Raw genomic sequence first — 18,942 nt, forward strand, 5'->3', positions numbered from 1 at the left:
GTCTATAAAAGCACTGGAGTTAACACGAATGCATCTGCATATTTTGGGTATTTGCGGCACCTTTATGGGTTCATTGGCGCTATTGGCGCGTGATTTAGGACATAAGGTCACCGGTTCAGATGCGAACGTTTATCCACCGATGTCGACCCAACTCGAAAATGCTGGCATTACCTTAATGCAAGGCTATGACCGTAGTCATTTACAACCACATCCAGATCTTGTCATTGTAGGCAATGCAATGAAGCGTGGTATAGATGCAGTGGAATATATGCTCAATGAAGGTTTAGCATATATTTCAGGTCCACAATTCCTTGCTGACCATGTCTTACAAGGCAAACATGTGCTTGGTGTTGCAGGTACCCATGGTAAAACCACCACAACAACAATGCTGGCTTGGGTACTGGATCAAGCGGGTTTAAATCCTGGCTTTTTAATTGGTGGTGTACCTTTAGGCTTTAGTGAAAGCGCACGTTTAGGTGGTGGAAAATATTTCTGTGTAGAAGCAGATGAATATGACTCTGCTTTTTTTGATAAACGTTCTAAGTTCGTACATTACCATCCAAAAACTGCGATTTTAAATAATCTTGAATTTGACCATGCCGATATTTTTGATGATTTAGCAGCGATTCAAAAACAATTCCATCATTTGGTCCGTACCATTCCAAGTGAAGGTCGTATCATTGCCCCAATTAGCGAAACCAATATTGATGAAGTGTTGCAAATGGGTTGTTGGACACCTGTCGTAAGGACTTCACTTGACGCCAATAACAGTGCTGAAGTTTATGCTGAACAGCTTTCTACGGATGGTTCACATTTTAAAGTGCTTCAACACGGCGTAGTAAAAGGTGAAGTGAAGTGGAATATGACAGGGCAACACAGTGTTGCCAATGCTTTGGCAACCATTGCAGCAGCTGAACATGTCGGCGTTTCAATTGAAACAGCATGTGAAGCCTTATCGAATTTTGGTGGGGTGAAACGCCGAATGGAATTACTTGATACGGTGAATGGTATTGAGATATATGATGACTTTGCCCATCACCCAACTGCGATTGATACAACGCTTGAAGGTGCACGTAAACGTTTAGGCGAACGTAAGCTTTGGGCGATTATTGAACCACGTTCAAACACCATGCGTATGGGCAGTCATAAAGATGGCTTGGCACATTCTGCACGTCTTGCAGATGAAGTGATGTGGTATCAACCTGAAGGTCTGGACTGGGATTTACAGCCTGTCATTGACGCTGCAACCAATAAAGCCGTTGTGGCTCGTACACTGGATGACATTATCAGTACCGTTGTTACACAAGCAGGTGAGGGCGATGCTGTGGTGATTATGTCCAATGGTGGTTTTAGTGGATTACATCAAAAATTGATTGCAGCATTAAAAGCAAAATAAGTCGAAATAAAGTGTAGAAAACCCACAAAATTTTGTGGGTTTTTTTATTGATTTACTGAGGGTGTACTTTCAATAAGTTTAAAATCCTTAAGCTTGACCCAACCTTCAACCAGATCATCTTCTATATTTTGATTTGGATCATTAAATATCACATAAACCCAGTGTTGTTTTTTTCTGTCTTTATAGATTGAATAAGCCGTGACATTATCATTTTGAAGCACAAAAGTATCATTCATCTTACAGATGTTTTTGGGCGCTGAATAAAAATAAATACGATGTTTAGATTTGCCTAACAACTCCCAACGTGGCTGTATTTCTTGCTCTTTTTTATAGGTTTGTAAATTTAATTCAAAACAACTCATTGCTAAACTGAACGATGAACTGCTCAATAACAATACAGTGATTATCATTTTTTTAAACATGTTTAATCTTCTAACCGAATCTGAATCTGAACGGCCCAATGAACATTGGGCACACAATAAAGCTAAGCTTTCACATCAACAAAACTTTTATCACGTCTAAACATGACTTCGACATAGGAACAAGTGGGTACAATTTTAAGCTGCTTTTCACGCGCAAATTCAACCAAAGTATCCAACAACTGACGCGCAATTCCTTGACCACGCAAGGAGTCATCTACCCAAGTATGGTTCGCAATGATCTGATGTGCACCATGCCATAAATAACTGATCTCAGCAATTCGCTTACCTTGTTCATTATCAAAGTAAAATTCGCCTTTTTGTTGATTATCTACATGTTGGAATTGCATATATTCTTTCTCATGGATGTTCTATAACACAATTCCACTGTAGCAAAGCAAACTTAAGATTTCAAAACATCATGAATCGATTGATCTTTATCAAATACTGATTTTGAAAAAGGGCAGAGTGGAATAATTTTCACATTCTTTGAGCGAGCCATCTCTACAACTTGATCTAATAATTTTCGACCTACACTTTGACCACGCAATTCATCTTCTACAACTGTATGGTCAATAATCAACATATTTTCACCCGCCCATGTGTATGCCATTTCAGCCAAATGGTGACCTTCTTCACCAATATAAAATTCACCTTTTTTACCATCATCTTTATGTCTGATTTCTAACATTTTATTTACTCTTATATACGTTTAAATTTATAGGCCTATTCAAAATGCCATAACTATATTTGAATTATTGTTAAATTTTGTCTGACAGTTTTATTTTTGATACAACAAACTTAGCTTAACTTTATCCACAATTCAGCCTAAAATTTAACGCTAACCTCTTTTAATATTGACCATGTCTGCCTTATCTCCCCAAACACCAGCACCTCAACCTGCCCCCAGTGAATCCCAGCAATGGATCAGTGTGATTAGCCTTGCTTTCGCAGCATTTATTTTCAATACCACAGAATTCGTTCCTGTTGCTTTACTAAGCGACATTGGAAAAAGCTTTGCGATGCCTGCAACTGATGTTGGCATCATGATTACTCTATATGCATGGGTTGTTGCACCCATTTCATTGCCGATCATGTTATTGACCAAAAATATTGAACGGCGCTTTTTACTGATCATCTTATTTATGGTTTTTGTGGCCAGTCATGCATTATCTTATTTTGCATGGAGTTTCGATGTACTCCTGATCAGTCGAATTGGTATCGCATTTTCTCATGCTTTATTTTGGTCAATCACTGCATCACTGGCAGTGCGAGTCGCACCCAAAGGTACGGAGTTCCAAGCTTTGGGGCTATTGGCCACAGGTACAGCATTGGCAATGGTTTTAGGTATTCCATTTGGACGAATGATTGGTGAATCTTATGGTTGGCGTAATACTTTTGCTTTGATTGCAATTGGTGCGGCTATAGTTTGCGTCATCTTAGCTAAAACATTACCACGCTTACCAAGCGTCAATTCAGGTTCTCTGAGTAGTTTAAAGGTATTTTTAAAACGCCCAAGCCTGATGATTGTTTTTGCTCTGACCATTATTGTGATTACCGCACAATTTACCGCATACAGTTATATCGAACCTTTTGCTCTGAATGTTGCGCATTTTAGCTCGACACAGACCACAACCTTATTGTTAATCTATGGCGCAGCGGGTTTCTTTGGCTCTTATTTATTTGGTAAATTTGCCAAAAAATATCCAAAACTTCCGATACCGTTAAGTAGTGCTGTACTGGCTGTTTCGATGTTATTGTTGACTTCACTGAGTACTGATTTTACCAGTTTTAGTCTACTAAGTTTATTTTGGGGCATGGCGATTATTTGCTTTAGCTTAGCTCAACAAGCCAAAACCTTGGCTTTAGCTTCTGATGCCACTGATGTCGCGATGGCAATTTATTCAGGACTTTACAATGTAGGTATTGGTGGTGGCGCTTTGCTCGGTGGCCTAGTAACCACCAGTTATGGGCTCAACCATATCGGCATCGTTGGCGGTATAATCGCCGTTATCGGAACTCTGTTAGCTTTAGTGCTTGTACAACGTAAAGATTTTATTCAAAAAAATAGGGGCTGTTGACAATTCGTCTACGTTTGCGACTACGTGTGTTTTTTAGGCGATACTAGGCGCGAAATACGAAATTTAGTCATTCTAAATAATGAGAAACATCGTTTCGCAAGGTAACACGTAGCGGCAAAAAACACACTAGTCCCCCGCTGCGCCTTGCGCTGCAAACAAAGCAGTGCTTTGTTCTTGCTCAGGGTTGTGGTTAAAATTATCTCAGCCTTCGTTATGAAACTCGAAAATAGACCCACTATTCTCTTCGTTTAATGCCTTGCCTGCTCAATTTTAACCTACAACGCAAGCCATTTATGAAATGCCAACAGACCCTAAATATCTTTTTACAAGTTTTAAAGTGACATGCACTATTAAAAACTTTAACTTAATTAAAGTACTTTGATAAAACTAGCTTGGCTTTAAGGTCAAAAAAGACATCTTGTGAAAGTGTATGTGGGTATCAAGGAGAAATTTGATGGCATTGACCACCTCACCCAAGAAGAAGCTGGGCATCTCAGACAGGCCCCGAGTGTTGACGCAATCCGAGATCGCATCACTACGGCAAGACATGAAGCAGTCAGTCGCGTGGGTGCAAGCCGAACTGCGCCGCCGACGCGAAAATCGCAATTAATCCAGTACGGAAGTAAAGTCCAATATAGGTAATAACTGCAATGCAACCCATCATTTTATTTAAATTATTCACCACCACACTGCATCGGCAGTGCGGACGTATACATTAAAATAAAATGTAGAAACCAACCCTGCCAATGAGCGGGGTTATTTTTTGCTCCGTGATTTGGTCAATATTTACGGAGAAACTCATGTCTGAGTATCACAATAAACAAGCCTTACTCGTTATTGATCTACAAAATGGCCTATTTCATGCACAGCATCCTCCATTTCAAGCTGATCAATTGTTGAAAAACGTCAATCAGCTCATTGAATATGCGCGTGTTAAACACATTCCGATTTTTGCGATACGTCATGTTGGTTTAGCTGGCACAGGACTCGCACCAAATAGTCCAATGACTCAACTCATTGCTGAATTAAATATTGATCCCAATACAGATTACATCTTAGAAAAAACACGGCCAAATTGCTTTTTCCAAACAGATTTAGCACAACAATTAGAATATTTAAATGTTGAAGAAGTGATCATCTGTGGTTTAAAAACTGAATTTTGTATCGATAGCACAAGCCGTGCGGCAAAAGACTTAAATTATAAAGTGACATTAATTTCAGATGCGCACAGCACAATCGATTCAAAGATTCTCAATGCTGACCGTATTATTCAGCATCATAATTCAACGCTCAATCAAGCTTTTGTTGCGCTAAAAACCAGCGCTGAATTTTGTACATAAAATAAACTACATAAAAATACATTCAAAATTTGCACATTTTTAATAAATATGCGATTCTCACTAGATATTAAGAAATGAAAGATTTCTTACACAGTATATTGAACAAGGGGAGTAGCCTCCTTTAATCAGAATATCGTCATTACGCTTTGAAAAAAGCCGGTATCTGAGCATTTGAGATTGATGTACATAACTCAAATGTAGGCAAGACCTTGATCATGTTGACACAGATGTTTAATCATCTGGCAACAGGTCAAGGTTTTTTTATGCCTGATTGCCAGATTTGGAGAGTTTTATGGAAACTATTGGCAATCCATGGCTGTATCTAGCGTTCTTCGCTATTGTTATTGTCATGCTACTGATCGACTTTTTAGGCTTTAAACAAAAAGAAGGGCAAGAAGTCAAAATTAAAACTGCCGCCTACTGGAGCATTGCATGGGTCAGTGTTGCAGCGTTATTTGGTGGTGGTTTATGGCTGTATTTACAACAAACTGCGGGTGTTTCAATTGCCAATAGCAAAGTCATGGAATACTTTGCAGGTTATCTACTTGAAAAATCATTAGCGATCGACAATGTCTTTGTCTGGTTGATGATCTTTGCTGCATTTGCAATTCCACAAGGCTTACAACGTAAAATTCTACTCTATGGTGTATTAGGCGCAATTATTTTACGTACCATCTTTATTTTTATTGGCGCCTGGTTCGTTCAAGAATTCTCTTCGGTGCTTTATCTCTTTGGTGCTTTCCTGGTTTATACAGGCTATAAATTCCTTAAAGGGCAGGATGAAGAAGAAACCAATATCGAAGATATGGCTATTCTAAAGTGGTTGCGTAAACACATGCGAATCACCCCAAAATTAGAAGGTGCTCAATTCTTTGTTCGTCAAAATGGTGTGTTGTGGGCAACCCCGTTATTCCTTGTCTTAATTTTAGTTGAAGCTTCAGATGTAATTTTCGCGGTCGATTCTATTCCAGCGATTTTTGCGGTGACCAGTGATCCATTTATTGTATTAACTGCGAATTTAATGGCGATCTTAGGTCTACGTGCAATGTTCTTCTTATTGTCGGGTGCCGCGTCTAAAATGCATTACTTGCCTTATGGCCTAGGCATCATCTTAGTCTTCATTGGCTTTAAAATGTTAATGCTGGATGTCTTCCATATGCCGATTTGGATTTCGTTAGGTTTTATTGTGATTGTCTTGGCAATTACCGCTTGGCTCTCTATTCGCCATAGCAAAAAACACCATGAAACAACCTTATAAACACTAGATCAAGCCTTCCAATTGGAAGGCTTTTTTTATGATCAACAATAATACTCAACGATTTAAATTGTATAGACAGTATTGAAATGAAATCTTTATCCATCAGCATAATCATCTGTTGTAATAGCCATCTGTTGTCTTGGAGTATGATCTTCACTATGGTTTGATTGATTTAAATCCTAATCCTCTAATCATCCACAACAAGCAGCTTTTCCCATCTGGTTAAAAACTGTTTAGCCTGAATCCGTGCTAAAAAAACCGAATAACTGACCAAACGCTTATTCCATCTCAATTTTAATTCAAACAAATCATTTAGCCCAAACGGCGCAATAATTTCGATATCATCATTTTCAAGTAAACGTACTGCAATTGCGGTTGCCGTTTCAACCCATACAGATAAAGCATCGAATAAAGATTGGTATTGAGAGATAGAACATCCATCATCTGTTTTATACCACAAATGCACATAGGCTTGATTGACCACATCCCATTCATTATTAGGAAATTTTTGCTTTAACAATTCAGTAAAACATTGCTCTTTAAGGCCTTGCTGATCATTTAAATCATAGAAAATCACATCGATTTCAATCTGATCGAATCCATAAGACTGATGATGTAAAATAGACCATACCAAGTTACGAATTACACCTGCACTCAAATATGCATGTGCATGAATATCTCGCAAATACTGTAATCGAAGCATCAATTCAGGACATGAATAGATAAGCTGTTTTAACTGTCGGTTATAATCCATTGTTGTTTTATTTCACCATTTTCCAAGACTGTAGTGATTGTTGCTATCAAGATAAACTTACAATATAGAATATGCCTTTAGCCGCTAATTTTAGTTATATTTCGATAAAAACGTCACTGTGCTAAAACAATAAAAAATAACGTTATTCAATTTTTTAGAATGCTTTCGCGCAAAACTGCATACAGCACCTGATACAAATTTCAGGTACAATCAATCGAAAAAAGGATAAATTGCAGGTTCTACATGTCTTGTGTTGTACAGAAAACAGCGGTTCGTGGGCGTTTTCTTGATATTAAAAATACCGTTTCTCAAGCAGCTCAAATATTAGATCAAGTTCGTTATATCGAAGATGGTTTACTGATCACAGAGCAAGGCAAAATCACATGGTTTGGCCCTTGGGAAGATGCACAGTCTCACCTGACAGATGATATTCAAATTGATCACTACCCAGAACAACTGATTGTGCCTGGTTTTATTGACACCCATATTCATTTTCCACAAACAGAAATGGTGGGTGCATATGGTGAACAACTTTTAGAATGGTTAAATACCTATACTTTTCCAACAGAAATTCAGTTTGCAGATAAAAACTATGCCGACAAAATCGCACAGTTTTTTGTCCAAGAATTACTTAAAAATGGCACCACGACAGCACTGGTTTTTTGTACGGTACATCCCCAATCAGTCGATGCCTTATTTGAAGCGGCAGAACAGCATCAGATGCGTTTAATCGCAGGTAAAGTCATGATGGATCGTCATGCACCTGAAGCACTGACAGATACTGCTGAAAGCGCATATATTGACTCTAAAGCACTGATTGAAAAATGGCATGATAAAGGTCGTAACCTATATGCCATTACTCCGCGTTTTGCTCCAACCTCTACACCTGAGCAATTGGCAAAAGCAGGGCAGTTAAAAGCCGAGTATCCAACGGTATATGTACATACCCATCTCAGTGAAAATAAAAATGAAATTGCATGGGTCAAAGACTTATTCCCAGAGCAGAAAGGTTATCTGGATGTCTATCACCACTATGGTTTAACAGGGGAGCGTTCTGTTTTCGCACATTGTGTTCATTTAGAAGAGCATGAGTGGGATTGCATGCATGCAACTGATTCAGCGATTGCATTTTGCCCGACATCAAACTTATTTTTGGGAAGTGGTTTATTCCCATTAAAAAAATCCTGGGAAAAACAGGTGAAAGTCGGTTTAGGAACAGATATTGGTGCAGGAACAGCCTTTTGCCAATTAGAAACCCTCAATGAAGCCTACAAAGTGCAACAACTGCAAGGTGATAAACTTTCAGCAATGGAATCGCTTTACCATGCAACGCTTGGTGGAGCGAAAGCGCTGCATTTGGATGCGCAATTGGGCAACTTCAATATCGGTAAAGAAGCCGATTTTGTTGTACTAAATTTAAAAGCAACGGCGCTACAACAACTGCGTCAGGAACGTGCTAAAAACATAGAAGATGCATTATTTGCCTTATTTACCATGGGGGATGATCGCAATATTCAAGCCACCTATATTTATGGACAAAAAGCCTATGAACAAAACGGAACAAAAACCGCGTAAATCGAAGAAAAAACTGATTTTGATTGGTACAGTTTTTGTGATCTGTGCATTCGTTTTAAAACGTGATGCACATTGATCATTTCGGCTTAAATTAGGACATTTACATTTTCAAATGTCAAAAAAGATGCATCTTGATCTGATATGTTTTAAAATTATGTCATCTTTTAGGGTGTTGCTAGTCAACACCTTTTTTAATTTTAGAATTTGATGTTTAGGTTTTTAGGTATTTCCCATGACTATTGAAATGAAAGTGATGATTTCTGCTGAAGAAATTCATGCAAAAGTTCAGGAACTTGGTAAAAAAATTGATGCACATTATGCCAATAGCGATAAAGAGCTTGTCTTAATTGGTTTATTGCGTGGTTCAGTGATTTTTATGGCTGATTTATGTCGTGCAATCAGCAAGACCCATGAACTCGATTTTATGACCGTTTCAAGCTATGGTGGCAGTACAACATCTTCTCGTGATGTCAGAATCCTTAAAGATTTAGACGGCGAAATTCGCGGTAAGGATATCTTAGTCGTGGAAGATATTATTGACTCTGGCAATACCTTAAGCAAAGTATTGGAAATTTTAAGTACACGTCATCCCAACTCGATCGAGCTGTGTACTTTAGTCAGCAAACCGTCTCGCCGTGAAATCGATTTAGATGTGAAATTCCTAGGCTTTGAAGTTGAAGATAAATTCATTGTGGGCTATGGCTTAGACTACGATCAAAAATACCGTCATATTCCATTTATTGGAGAAATTGGTCTTTAAGTGAGACCTCACCACATCATTTTAACTAAAATGAGTTAAGCGACTTCGGTCGCTTTTTTTATTTTTTTAGCTTTCATAGTGAACAAAAATGCAACAACTTGTAGCAAATAAGCGCTTTTACTTCATTAGAGAATATTTGATTATTAAACTAATTCGATGCAGTAACTCACGACAAAATAAAGAAAAAGGAGAAAGATTATGATGTCACTGATTAGTGCAATTGTGATTGGTTTTATTGCTGGTTTAATTGCACGTGCAATTCACCCAGGTGATGACAAAGCTGGCTTCATTGTAACAACAGCACTCGGTATTGTAGGTTCATTGGTTGCAACCTATGGTGGTCAATTACTTGGCCTATATCCAAAAGGTGCATCAGCTGGATTTATTGCCTCAGTCATTGGTGCAATAGTGGTACTCTTTATCTATAACATGATTGCCAAACGTACTTAAATTTTCTCCTCAATATAAAAAGCACCCTCGATGGGTGCTTTTTTACGCTGTCAGCATTCTAAACGCTGTTTATAATCCAAAATTTTTCCATATTTTCTCAATTTCTTCGGCAGGGTAGGCACCCATCACCTTATAACCATTTGAGAAAATAATTGCTGGTGTTCCATGCAAACCTAATTTTTTACCCAATTCCAAATTACGTTCGATTGGCGTTGCACAATTTGCTGGTGCAGTTGGTTTGATCCCATTTTGAATCAAATTTTTCCATGCATATTCTTTATTTGCAGAACACCATACTTGCTTAGATGGCAAAATCGATTGTGCTTTGATGGAATAGATAAATGTATAAATTGTCACATCATTGAGCTTGGCTAAATTCCCTTCAAGCGTCTTGCAATATGGGCAATTTGGGTCAGAAAAGATTGCAAGCTGACGCTTTCCATTCCCCCTGACTGTTTTTACCGCATCATTCAAAGGTAATGCTTTAAAATCTATCGTATTTCCTTTAACTGCTAAATCTTTGGTTAAATTATGCTGATCTTTCAAACGAATCATTGAACCAATAAATAAATGCTGGGCATCCTCATTGACATAAACAATTTGACTATCCAAGGTCCCACTATATAAACCCTGCATTTCTGTTGTTTGCAGATTATTAATTTTTACATTGGGATACTGCTGTGCTAATTTTGCTTTCACAGTCTCAACACTGGCAAAACCAGCTGTACAAAAAGCCAGACTTAAGCTCAATGCGATAAATTGCTTTAACATAAATCGGTAAAATCAAAATAAATATTGAGATGCATTAAAGCATAATTCATCAACTGACTTGTTTAAAAACTGTGATTGATCCTTATTTCTATTTGCAATGGTTCTCTACCGATCACAGTACCTTGAACTGTTAAAAAGCTGTACTTTATTCTTGCTCAGGTTTCACGTGAAACCCAACTAAACATCGCGATTTTGTTGATTTCAACAGAAATATGCACCAATTGTTGATGAATAGATAAAGCCTGACGTACCTGATCTGCATTTAAATTTTTATCATTGGATTCAAGCGCCAAAATCACTGAAAATTTGCCTTTAGCCACTTTCCACACATGAATATCGGTTATTTGGGCTTCAACATTTAGACGCTCAATCACTTCACGTACGTCTTCAACTATAGGATGATCCATTTCCGCATCTAACAATGTTTGGGCCGTTTCTTTGATTAAACCATATGACCAACGCCCGACTAAAATGGCCCCAACAATCCCCAATACAGCATCTAAAAAATCCCACCCCAAATACTTTGCAGCAAAAAGAGCAATAATCGCCAAGACAGAGGTCAGTGCATCTGCAACCACATGTAAAAACGCAGCTTTTTGATTTAAATCATGTCCATGATGGTCATTATGCGTATGTGAATGATGGTGATGGTGATGGTGATGGTGATGGTCAGCATGATCGTGTAATAACCATGTACAAACCAAATTGACCAGTAAACCTAAAATAGCAATCAAAATCGCTTCATTATAATGAATCTGTACAGGATGGAATAAACGCACTAGCGACTGGACGGCCATAAATAAGGCCACCACCATTAATAGAATTGCACTGCTATAGCCAGCAAGAATTTCAATTTTCCATGTGCCAAAACTAAAACGAGAATCCTGCGCATAATAACGAGCAGCTCGATAAGCAGCATAAGCCAAACCTAATGCCAGCATATGCGAACTCATATGCCAACCATCTGCGAGTAAGGCCATAGAATTAAAAATCCAGCCTCCCGCAATCTCAAAAATCATCATTAATCCGGTCAAAATAGTCGCCCATAAGATTTTCTTTTGTGCTAAAGGATTACCTTGATCAAATTGATGGCTATGCTTTCGCTGAATGGTTTTGAATTGCATGAGGCATGATCCCATATACTCTCCCCGAGTATATAATTTCAATTTAAAATATACTATAAGGGAGTATATAAAATAGCGGATTAATTTATGAGTCATTTACATCAAGATAAAAAAGTCCTCAATCGTGTGAAACGACTAAAAGGACAAATTCATGCGATTGAAGAAGCTTTGAATGATCAAAGCAGCTCATGTATCAGCGTTTTACAGCAAGTTGCGGCAATTAAAGGTGCCGTGAATGGCTTAATGAATGAATTGATTGAGCAGCATTTAACTGAGCATGTGATTAAAGACGCTCAAGCCGTGGATGAAGCTGAATTACAAGAATTTTTAAAGCTGCTAAAACGCTACTCATAACTCAATTCACAGTCATCTATGCTTGAATGTTCAAGTTTCCATTGACCCTTTACTGATTAAGTTTTAATCTTTCCATACTCAATTCCTTCCATGCCGAACTTTGTATTGAACAGGTTTGGCATTTTTATCTGCAAAACATTTGCATTTGAAGTCCTATATTTATGAATCAACAATCATGGCGTTCATTTTTAATGATCAGCCTAGCCTTATGTATTGGTACGATTGGTACAGCGCTTGCTAGCCCCTTATATCCAATTTATCAACAACTTTGGCAATTACTCCCAAGCCAGATCACCTATATTTTCGTGGCCTATATGTTTGGTTGCTTAACCACATTATTATTTTTAGGACGTAGCAGTAATAGTTTTGGTTTTATTCGTACCTTACAAATCGGGCTATTGTTTGCTGTGGTTGGCTTAACACTGTCGGTGTTTGCATCAACCACCTATTTGCTTGGATTTGGGCGCTTTATCATTGGTATTGCCTCTGGATTGATCAGCACCTCCGCAATGTTAGGTTTAATTTATACCATTCCTGACTCACATAAGCAGAATGCCGCACAGTTAAGTTCAATTATTACCGTGATTGGCTTTGGACTGGGCCCGTTTATTGGTGGTGCAATCGCACAATTTTCTGATCGCCCACTTGTCACACCTTATTTACCCGTAATTGTTGCAGCAATCATCAGTTTGCTGAGTTTATTTACGATTAAAACCATGAGATTTGAAAGGCAGCCATTTTCTATTGCACCCCACTTACAACTGCCAGAAGCTCAATTTAAAAAACTGTTTTATATCGCCAGTTTTACCGCATTCTGTGCTTTTGGCTCATTTAGTTTATTTGCCTCATTGGCACCCTCCTTTATTCGAGATGTGATTCCTTGGCATGGACCATTGGTCAGTGGTACAACCATTGCCAGTATCTTAATGGTTTCTGCGATCGTCCAATTTATCGCAAAGTCTTTTGATATGCATAAAGCATTGAATACTGGCTTAGTCTTATTGATTTCCAGCTATATTATTTTATCGATCTGTATGACCATGCATTGGAGTTTCTTATTCTTTTTGAGTGTGGTTTTGGTTGGAATGGGGCATGGTTTAACGTTACTGAGTGCTTTTGCATTGATTCACCACATGACCAATGTTGAAAATCGGGCAGCTGTGGTTTCCACTTATTTGTTTATTGCCTATTTTGGCACCATTGTGCCGATCATTAGCGCAGGCTTTTTATCTGATCATTTCGGTTTAATGGTTGGTGTTTTAGGCTTTTGTGCAGGAATTGGTATCTTATGTATTTATTTATTGATCAGTCATTTAAAAATTAAAGCTTGATCAAACATCTAGGCGCTGTGCGCCTAGATGTTGGTTAAAAAGCAATTATTGAATAATCTCAATTTTAACCACTTCTATATCTGTGGGTTTATAACGATGGGTATCGACTTCCCCCACAACTTTAACTTTGGTACCTGGTTTTAACTTTTTTAAATCGATAAGATCGTCATCCACTTCGATCCCAATAGTGCCCGTGCTGTCTTTTAGCTCATAATGTTCATGTTTTATTTGACGAATAATTGTCCCCGTCAAGGTGACAGCTGTTTCATCATTGGCACGTATTGCTTGTCCAATGGTGATCTTGTTTTTGGCAGCTTCTTGAATAATCACATGATCATCTTTACCCGCCCAAACATTTGACGTCATCACTAAAACAGCAATCGCAAGCAATAAAGGAGTTTTTTTCATAAAAAGAAGCCTTTGTTGAATATGTAATTGATCTTACAGTAAACAATTCTAAGATTGATGTAAATTCAGCTTACAAAAGCACAACTTTTCATCAAAAAAAGCGGACTAATGTCCGCTTTTAAGCTGTTAGAGTAAAGGATTATTTTCCAATACAGAACGAGCCAAAAATTACCCCTAACAGATCATCTGCACTAAAATCGCCTGTGATCTCAGCTAAGGCATTCTGTGCTAAACGTAACGATTCAGCGACCAGTTCACCCGCATGATAGACCTCAAGTTGCTCATGTGCTTCTGCAAGATAGTGCTGAGTGCGCTTCATTGCGTCTAAATGGCGTGTACGTGCAATAAAGGTATCTTCTTCAGGATGGAAGCCAGCATGCGCTGTAATCGCATCTATAAGCGCTTGTACGCCCATTTCCTGTTTGGCCGACACACTAATATGGCGAAAACCTTGAAAATCGCTTAATTCGGGTGACTGCGCAGTTAAATCACATTTGTTACCAATCAACATCAAGCGTTTAGTTTCTAAATGATCTTCAAAATAGCGCTGAGCCAATGCTAAAGGATTTTCACCTTGGCTGAGGTCATAAACCAAAAGTAATAAATCCGCTTGCTCAATTTCTTTGATTGCTCGGCGAATGCCTTCTTTTTCGACCACATCACCTGTCTCACGTAAGCCCGCAGTATCGGTCAGTGTGATGGGTAAGCCATTTAAAGTAATTTTCTCATGCAGTACATCACGCGTCGTTCCTGCGATATCCGTAACAATGGCACGGTCATTTCCCGCCAAGGCATTCAATAACGAAGATTTACCCGCATTTGGCTTACCTGCGATCACCACTTGCAGACCTTCACGTAATAATTGCCCCTGACGCGCAGAGTGTTGTACAGCAGAGACTGAAGCCTGCACATCTTCAAGCAGATGAAGAATTTTTCCATCTGCCAAAAAGTCGATTTCCTCTTCAGGAAAATCAATCGCCGCTTCAACATGCAAACGTAAATGAATCAGTTTTTCCAACACGGTATTCACTTTATTGGAAAATGCACCTTGCAAAGAACGTACTGCAGAACGCGCAGCGGCTTGTGAAGTCGCATCAATTAAATCTGCAATCGCTTCAGCTTGAACCAAGTCCATTTTGCCATTTTCAAAGGCTCGCATGGAAAACTCGCCTGCTTTGGCGGCAATAGCACCCAGCTCGAACAATCGTGCAAGAAGTGCATTTTGAATTACAGGACCACCATGTCCCTGCAATTCCACCACATCTTCACCAGTAAACGAGTTTGGATTTGGAAAGCAAATTGCTAGGCCCTCATCCATCACCTCACCTTTTTCATCAAAAAACTGACGAAAACCAGCAAAGCGCGCTTGGGGAAGCGCTTTTTGAGTTAAAGCTTGTGCAATCGCATAAGCTTTAGGACCAGATAGACGAATCACACCTACACCACCACGTCCAGGTGGAGTCGCAATTGCTGCAATTGTGGTTTGGCTTACAGGGTTGCTCATCTAAATTACTCAAACTTTGACAATAAAAAAATCCGCCTAAGATTACCATCTTAAGCGGATTTTTTCAGCTATTGCTTAATCTATGAAGATTAAACTACTTCGCTTGCGACTTTGGCTTTAGCAACATTTTTGTTGATAAACCATTGTTGCAGAATCGTGATCGAGTTGTTCACAATCCAGTATAAAACCAAGCCAGAAGGGAAGAACAGCATAAATACTGTAAACATGATCGGCATGATTTTGAAGACTTTAGCTTGCATTGGATCAGTAGGTTGTGGGTTCAACATTTGTTGAACAAACATCGTTACACCCATGATCAACGGCAAAATAAACCAAGGATCCATTGCAGATAAATCTTGAATCCAAAGCATCCATGGCGCATGACGAAGCTCTACAGATTCCATCAATACCCAATACAATGCTAAGAAGATTGGCATTTGCAACAACAATGGTAAACAACCCGCAAGTGGATTGACTTGCTCACGTTTGTAAAGCGCCATCATTTCTTGTGAGAAACGCATGCGGTCTTCACCAAACTCTTCTTTCATGCGTTGCATTTCAGGTGCAATCACACGCATTTTCGCCATAGAACGATAGCTCTTAGACGACAATGGCCAAAGAATAAGCTTAACCAATACAGTCAATAAGATAATTGACCAGCCCCAGTTACCTACAAGATTATGGAAGAACTGTAAGCCAGCAAATAATAATTTTGCAATTGGCCATAACCAACCATAGTCTACAGTTTGGTTTAAACCAACAGCCAAGTCTTTTAATTCAGATTGAATTTTTGGACCAGAGTAGAACGTTGCATCAATGCTCATTGCTTTTCCAGCTGGAACATTGATGGTTGGAGAAGTAAATCCGATGATATTCATACCATCTGCAGATTTACGAGATTCCAATTTTGCTGTGTATTCTTGACCGCCAAAATGACCAGGCATCCAAGCACTTACAAAATAATGCTGAACAATCGCAACCCATCCGCCTTTTGCTTCAGTGTTGAGTTTTTCATCGGTAAAATTTGCAAATTTTAGCTTGTTATAATGCTCATCAGGTGTACCCCAAGCGCCACCCAAATATGTTCCAAGTGTAAAAATCCCTTGAGAGGTTTTTCCTGGATCATCTGAGTTATCACGCTTAATTTGACCAAACATTTGTCCTTGCCAATTTTGCGCACTACGGTTGACAACCTGATAGCTCACATCGATTGGATATTGACCTTGTTTAAAGGTAAATGTTTTGATGATTTCAACGCCATCTGCTGTTTTAAATACCATTGGTACAGCTAAAACTTGCGATGTCTTGCCATCTTTGTCTTTGGCTGCTTTGGCATCTGCAATAGTATAAGCAGTTTTTTCAAACGCATAGTTTGGACGATCTGGCTTACTGTCCGGACCATTCAATCCAATTAACCCAGATTGCGCAACATAGGTACGTTTTGCATCACTTTCAAGCATAACAAAAGGCTGATCACTGTCTTTGCTCTTGTCATGATTCAGTAATTCAATACGAACAATATCACCACCTTTAGGACTAATCCAAAGATGATAAAGGTCAGTTTGTACTGAAATCAATTGTTGATTTGCTGTGGCTGGTGCAGCTGTATTCTGTTGTGCAGCAGCTATATTTGCTTGTGGAACATCGCTAGTGGCCGCAGTTGCTTGACCTTTTGGCAGATCGGCAGACACATCATGCGCTACAACAGCCTGCGGTGTCGCAGCCTTCGATGTATTGTCATGACCATAGTCTTTTTGCCAAGCCAAAATGAGCAAATATGCGGTGACTAACATGGCCCCAAGGATTGCAAACCTGGCCCATTGTTGCATATCTATTACCCCAAGTGGTTAGAGTGATTTTGGTTCAATAAACGTTCACGCAAGGGTACAGGAACATGAAGCGTTTGAGAATCTATTTGCTGAAATGAAATAAAACGAATTGTTTTTTTTGGCACAGGATCATAACCATACCCACCCCAAGGATGACAACGACACACGCGTTTGGTCGCTAACCAGCTACCTTTTAATGCGCCGTGCGTATGGATCGCTTCTAACGAATATTGAGAACAAGTCGGAATATAACGACAACGAGGTCCAATGAGAGGACTAATCGCAATTTGATAGAAACGAATCAACCAATGCAATAAACGAATCATTGGTATCCTCTATTTTTGAGGGGAAGATTGAGCTATTTTATGGTGCTTTTTAACAATGCGCTGCAATTTCAACCAAGCAAATTGTAATTGCTGAAAAAGCTCAGCATTTGGAACTGCTTCTATACCAACTTTAGGCATCACCACAATATCCAATAAATCTATATTTTGCTGGTTTAAGCGAAAACTTTCACGCGTTAAACGTTTTATTCGATTTCTTTCATGCGCACGGCGCACTTTCTTCTTTGCAACAACAATACCCAAACGGCTTTTAGGCTGTTCGGTGACTTTTGCTAAGAATATAAAATGGGGTTGATGCACTTTAAAAAGCGCACCATCAAATACATCTTTGTAATCAGCAGCGCAGTGGATTCTCACCTCTGGACTGAAACTATAAAGAGACATAACACCCAAGTCGTCTATCAACTGTCTAAAAAATTAAACAGTTAAACTATGACGGCCTTTTGCACGACGGCGAGCTAATACTTGACGACCAGCCTTAGTAGCCATACGAGCACGGAAACCATGAACACGCTTGCGCTTTAATTCAGATGGTTGGAATGTACGTTTCATATCGAAACTCCAAAATTGATCTTTTCTAAAGGTTCGCGATTGTATTGCGCATTCTTTATTCTGTCAATAAATATACACATTTCTTTTATATAGACGCTTTATTTTTACCCAGACAACAACTTTATATAGATTAAATTGAATAAATTATTAAAAATATATATTCACAGCATAACTTATTATTTTATAATGCAAATAAGAGTTACACACAGATATATCCTCAAAGTTATCCATAGGCTGATTCACAATTTAAATTTAATTTCTCAATTTTAAATTTAAAAATCGTGTTGTTTTGAATTTAAATTCATAACTTAAGCTTTATCCACAGAAATCCTGATCCTTATAAATAAATTCAAATTTAAAATTTATATTTATTATTATTAGGGAGCATTTTTTCTGTGGAAAACCGCTTTTTTAAGATAAATAATAATAACTTACCCTGTGAGTATCCATGTTTCTATTAATTTGATGGATTGTGGATAACTTTCTGTGATAATTTATCCACAGCTTGTGGAAAACCTTATCCACAACTGCTTTGAATTTGAATTTATTTACAGAAGGTTGCTTTTTTGAGCGAATTAGATTGAATTAACCATGACAGATGTGGATAACTTGGTTAGAATGGCGACCCCATCACCTACAGGGTAGGGGTAAATAGTCTTTTTTGAATTTAAAATTGAATGAAGGGGTTTCAC

21 protein-coding genes are annotated in these 18,942 nt (G+C 38.5%); 9 read left to right on the forward strand and 12 right to left on the reverse strand.

All coding sequences use genetic code 11. From position 1 onward, the window contains the following. Positions 1 to 28 precede the first annotated feature (28 nt). On the forward strand, positions 29 to 1,396 hold the full coding sequence (gene mpl, locus AC07U8_RS21155; RefSeq protein ID WP_494738563.1) for a UDP-N-acetylmuramate:L-alanyl-gamma-D-glutamyl-meso-diaminopimelate ligase: 1,368 nt from the start codon (positions 29 to 31) through the stop codon (positions 1,394 to 1,396). A 44-nt stretch (positions 1,397 to 1,440) separates the two neighbouring features. Here the strand turns inward: mpl and AC07U8_RS21160 are convergent, their stop codons facing one another. The 3 genes from AC07U8_RS21160 to AC07U8_RS21170 form a co-directional block, all read right to left on the reverse strand. Then, positions 1,441 to 1,818, reverse strand: a complete 378-nt coding sequence (locus AC07U8_RS21160; protein ID WP_004818156.1) for a hypothetical protein — start codon at positions 1,816 to 1,818, stop codon at positions 1,441 to 1,443. A gap of 62 nt (positions 1,819 to 1,880) precedes the next feature. Then, positions 1,881 to 2,165: a GNAT family N-acetyltransferase gene (locus tag AC07U8_RS21165; RefSeq protein ID WP_262087422.1), complete on the reverse strand. Its 285-nt coding sequence runs from the start codon at positions 2,163 to 2,165 to the stop codon at positions 1,881 to 1,883. Positions 2,166 to 2,218: 53 nt separating this feature from the next. Beyond that, a complete protein-coding gene (locus AC07U8_RS21170) occupies positions 2,219 to 2,506 on the reverse strand; it encodes a GNAT family N-acetyltransferase (protein ID WP_004718974.1) in 288 nt (95 codons plus the stop codon). 172 nt (positions 2,507 to 2,678) lie between these two features. On the opposite strand from AC07U8_RS21170, the gene AC07U8_RS21175 reads away from it, so the two are divergent. The 3 genes from AC07U8_RS21175 (at position 2,679) to AC07U8_RS21185 (ending at position 6,494) form a co-directional block, all read left to right on the forward strand. Then, a complete protein-coding gene (locus tag AC07U8_RS21175) occupies positions 2,679 to 3,896 on the forward strand; it encodes a sugar transporter (protein ID WP_494738564.1) in 1,218 nt (405 codons plus the stop codon). Positions 3,897 to 4,696: 800 nt separating this feature from the next. Beyond that, positions 4,697 to 5,236 (forward strand): cysteine hydrolase family protein, encoded by a 540-nt coding sequence (locus AC07U8_RS21180; RefSeq protein ID WP_494738565.1) that lies wholly within the window; start codon positions 4,697 to 4,699, stop codon positions 5,234 to 5,236. Between the two features lie 292 nt (positions 5,237 to 5,528). Continuing rightward, positions 5,529 to 6,494 carry a TerC family protein gene (locus AC07U8_RS21185; RefSeq protein ID WP_494738566.1) on the forward strand — a complete coding sequence of 322 codons (966 nt, stop codon included), beginning with the start codon at positions 5,529 to 5,531 and terminating at the stop codon, positions 6,492 to 6,494. A gap of 187 nt (positions 6,495 to 6,681) precedes the next feature. On the opposite strand, the gene AC07U8_RS21190 is transcribed toward AC07U8_RS21185, so the two are convergent. Next, a complete protein-coding gene (locus AC07U8_RS21190; protein ID WP_494738567.1) occupies positions 6,682 to 7,248 on the reverse strand; it encodes a nucleotidyltransferase family protein in 567 nt (188 codons plus the stop codon). Positions 7,249 to 7,491: 243 nt separating this feature from the next. On the opposite strand from AC07U8_RS21190, the gene guaD reads away from it, so the two are divergent. From guaD to AC07U8_RS21205, 3 genes are all read left to right on the forward strand, one after another. Next, a complete protein-coding gene (guaD, locus tag AC07U8_RS21195; RefSeq protein WP_494738568.1) occupies positions 7,492 to 8,823 on the forward strand; it encodes a guanine deaminase in 1,332 nt (443 codons plus the stop codon). Between the two features lie 232 nt (positions 8,824 to 9,055). Beyond that, a complete protein-coding gene (gene hpt, locus AC07U8_RS21200; protein ID WP_004718958.1) occupies positions 9,056 to 9,583 on the forward strand; it encodes a hypoxanthine phosphoribosyltransferase in 528 nt (175 codons plus the stop codon). Between the two features lie 198 nt (positions 9,584 to 9,781). Continuing rightward, positions 9,782 to 10,033, forward strand: coding sequence for a GlsB/YeaQ/YmgE family stress response membrane protein (locus AC07U8_RS21205; protein WP_004718955.1), 252 nt, complete (start codon positions 9,782 to 9,784; stop codon positions 10,031 to 10,033). Positions 10,034 to 10,102: 69 nt separating this feature from the next. Here the strand turns inward: AC07U8_RS21205 and AC07U8_RS21210 are convergent, their stop codons facing one another. Further along, positions 10,103 to 10,804, reverse strand: coding sequence for a DsbC family protein (locus AC07U8_RS21210; RefSeq protein WP_154130477.1), 702 nt, complete (start codon positions 10,802 to 10,804; stop codon positions 10,103 to 10,105). Positions 10,805 to 10,959: 155 nt separating this feature from the next. Beyond that, a complete protein-coding gene (gene dmeF, locus AC07U8_RS21215; RefSeq protein ID WP_494738569.1) occupies positions 10,960 to 11,928 on the reverse strand; it encodes a CDF family Co(II)/Ni(II) efflux transporter DmeF in 969 nt (322 codons plus the stop codon). An 87-nt stretch (positions 11,929 to 12,015) separates the two neighbouring features. On the opposite strand from dmeF, the gene AC07U8_RS21220 reads away from it, so the two are divergent. Together AC07U8_RS21220 and AC07U8_RS21225 are read left to right on the forward strand one after the other, a co-directional pair. Beyond that, positions 12,016 to 12,282 (forward strand): metal/formaldehyde-sensitive transcriptional repressor, encoded by a 267-nt coding sequence (locus AC07U8_RS21220; RefSeq protein WP_034613324.1) that lies wholly within the window; start codon positions 12,016 to 12,018, stop codon positions 12,280 to 12,282. A gap of 161 nt (positions 12,283 to 12,443) precedes the next feature. Then, complete coding sequence (locus AC07U8_RS21225; protein WP_270386132.1) at positions 12,444 to 13,613, forward strand: MFS transporter; 1,170 nt, start codon at positions 12,444 to 12,446, stop codon at positions 13,611 to 13,613. A 45-nt stretch (positions 13,614 to 13,658) separates the two neighbouring features. On the opposite strand, the gene AC07U8_RS21230 is transcribed toward AC07U8_RS21225, so the two are convergent. The 6 genes from AC07U8_RS21230 to rpmH form a co-directional block, all read right to left on the reverse strand. After that, positions 13,659 to 14,021: a NirD/YgiW/YdeI family stress tolerance protein gene (locus AC07U8_RS21230; protein WP_270386131.1), complete on the reverse strand. Its 363-nt coding sequence runs from the start codon at positions 14,019 to 14,021 to the stop codon at positions 13,659 to 13,661. 139 nt (positions 14,022 to 14,160) lie between these two features. Beyond that, positions 14,161 to 15,525 carry a tRNA uridine-5-carboxymethylaminomethyl(34) synthesis GTPase MnmE gene (gene mnmE, locus AC07U8_RS21235; protein WP_034613331.1) on the reverse strand — a complete coding sequence of 455 codons (1,365 nt, stop codon included), beginning with the start codon at positions 15,523 to 15,525 and terminating at the stop codon, positions 14,161 to 14,163. 89 nt (positions 15,526 to 15,614) lie between these two features. Then, entirely contained in the window at positions 15,615 to 17,354 is a 1,740-nt protein-coding gene (gene yidC, locus AC07U8_RS21240) for a membrane protein insertase YidC (protein WP_004718941.1), read from the reverse strand. Between the two features lie 5 nt (positions 17,355 to 17,359). Beyond that, on the reverse strand, positions 17,360 to 17,680 hold the full coding sequence (yidD, locus tag AC07U8_RS21245) for a membrane protein insertion efficiency factor YidD (RefSeq protein WP_004718939.1): 321 nt from the start codon (positions 17,678 to 17,680) through the stop codon (positions 17,360 to 17,362). A gap of 9 nt (positions 17,681 to 17,689) precedes the next feature. Beyond that, on the reverse strand, positions 17,690 to 18,082 hold the full coding sequence (gene rnpA / locus AC07U8_RS21250; protein WP_004718937.1) for a ribonuclease P protein component: 393 nt from the start codon (positions 18,080 to 18,082) through the stop codon (positions 17,690 to 17,692). Positions 18,083 to 18,115: 33 nt separating this feature from the next. Then, a complete protein-coding gene (gene rpmH, locus AC07U8_RS21255) occupies positions 18,116 to 18,250 on the reverse strand; it encodes a 50S ribosomal protein L34 (RefSeq protein WP_000831329.1) in 135 nt (44 codons plus the stop codon). Positions 18,251 to 18,942 lie beyond the last annotated feature (692 nt).

It is taken from the genome of Acinetobacter sp. GW821-FHT01E09, assembly GCF_059422385.1.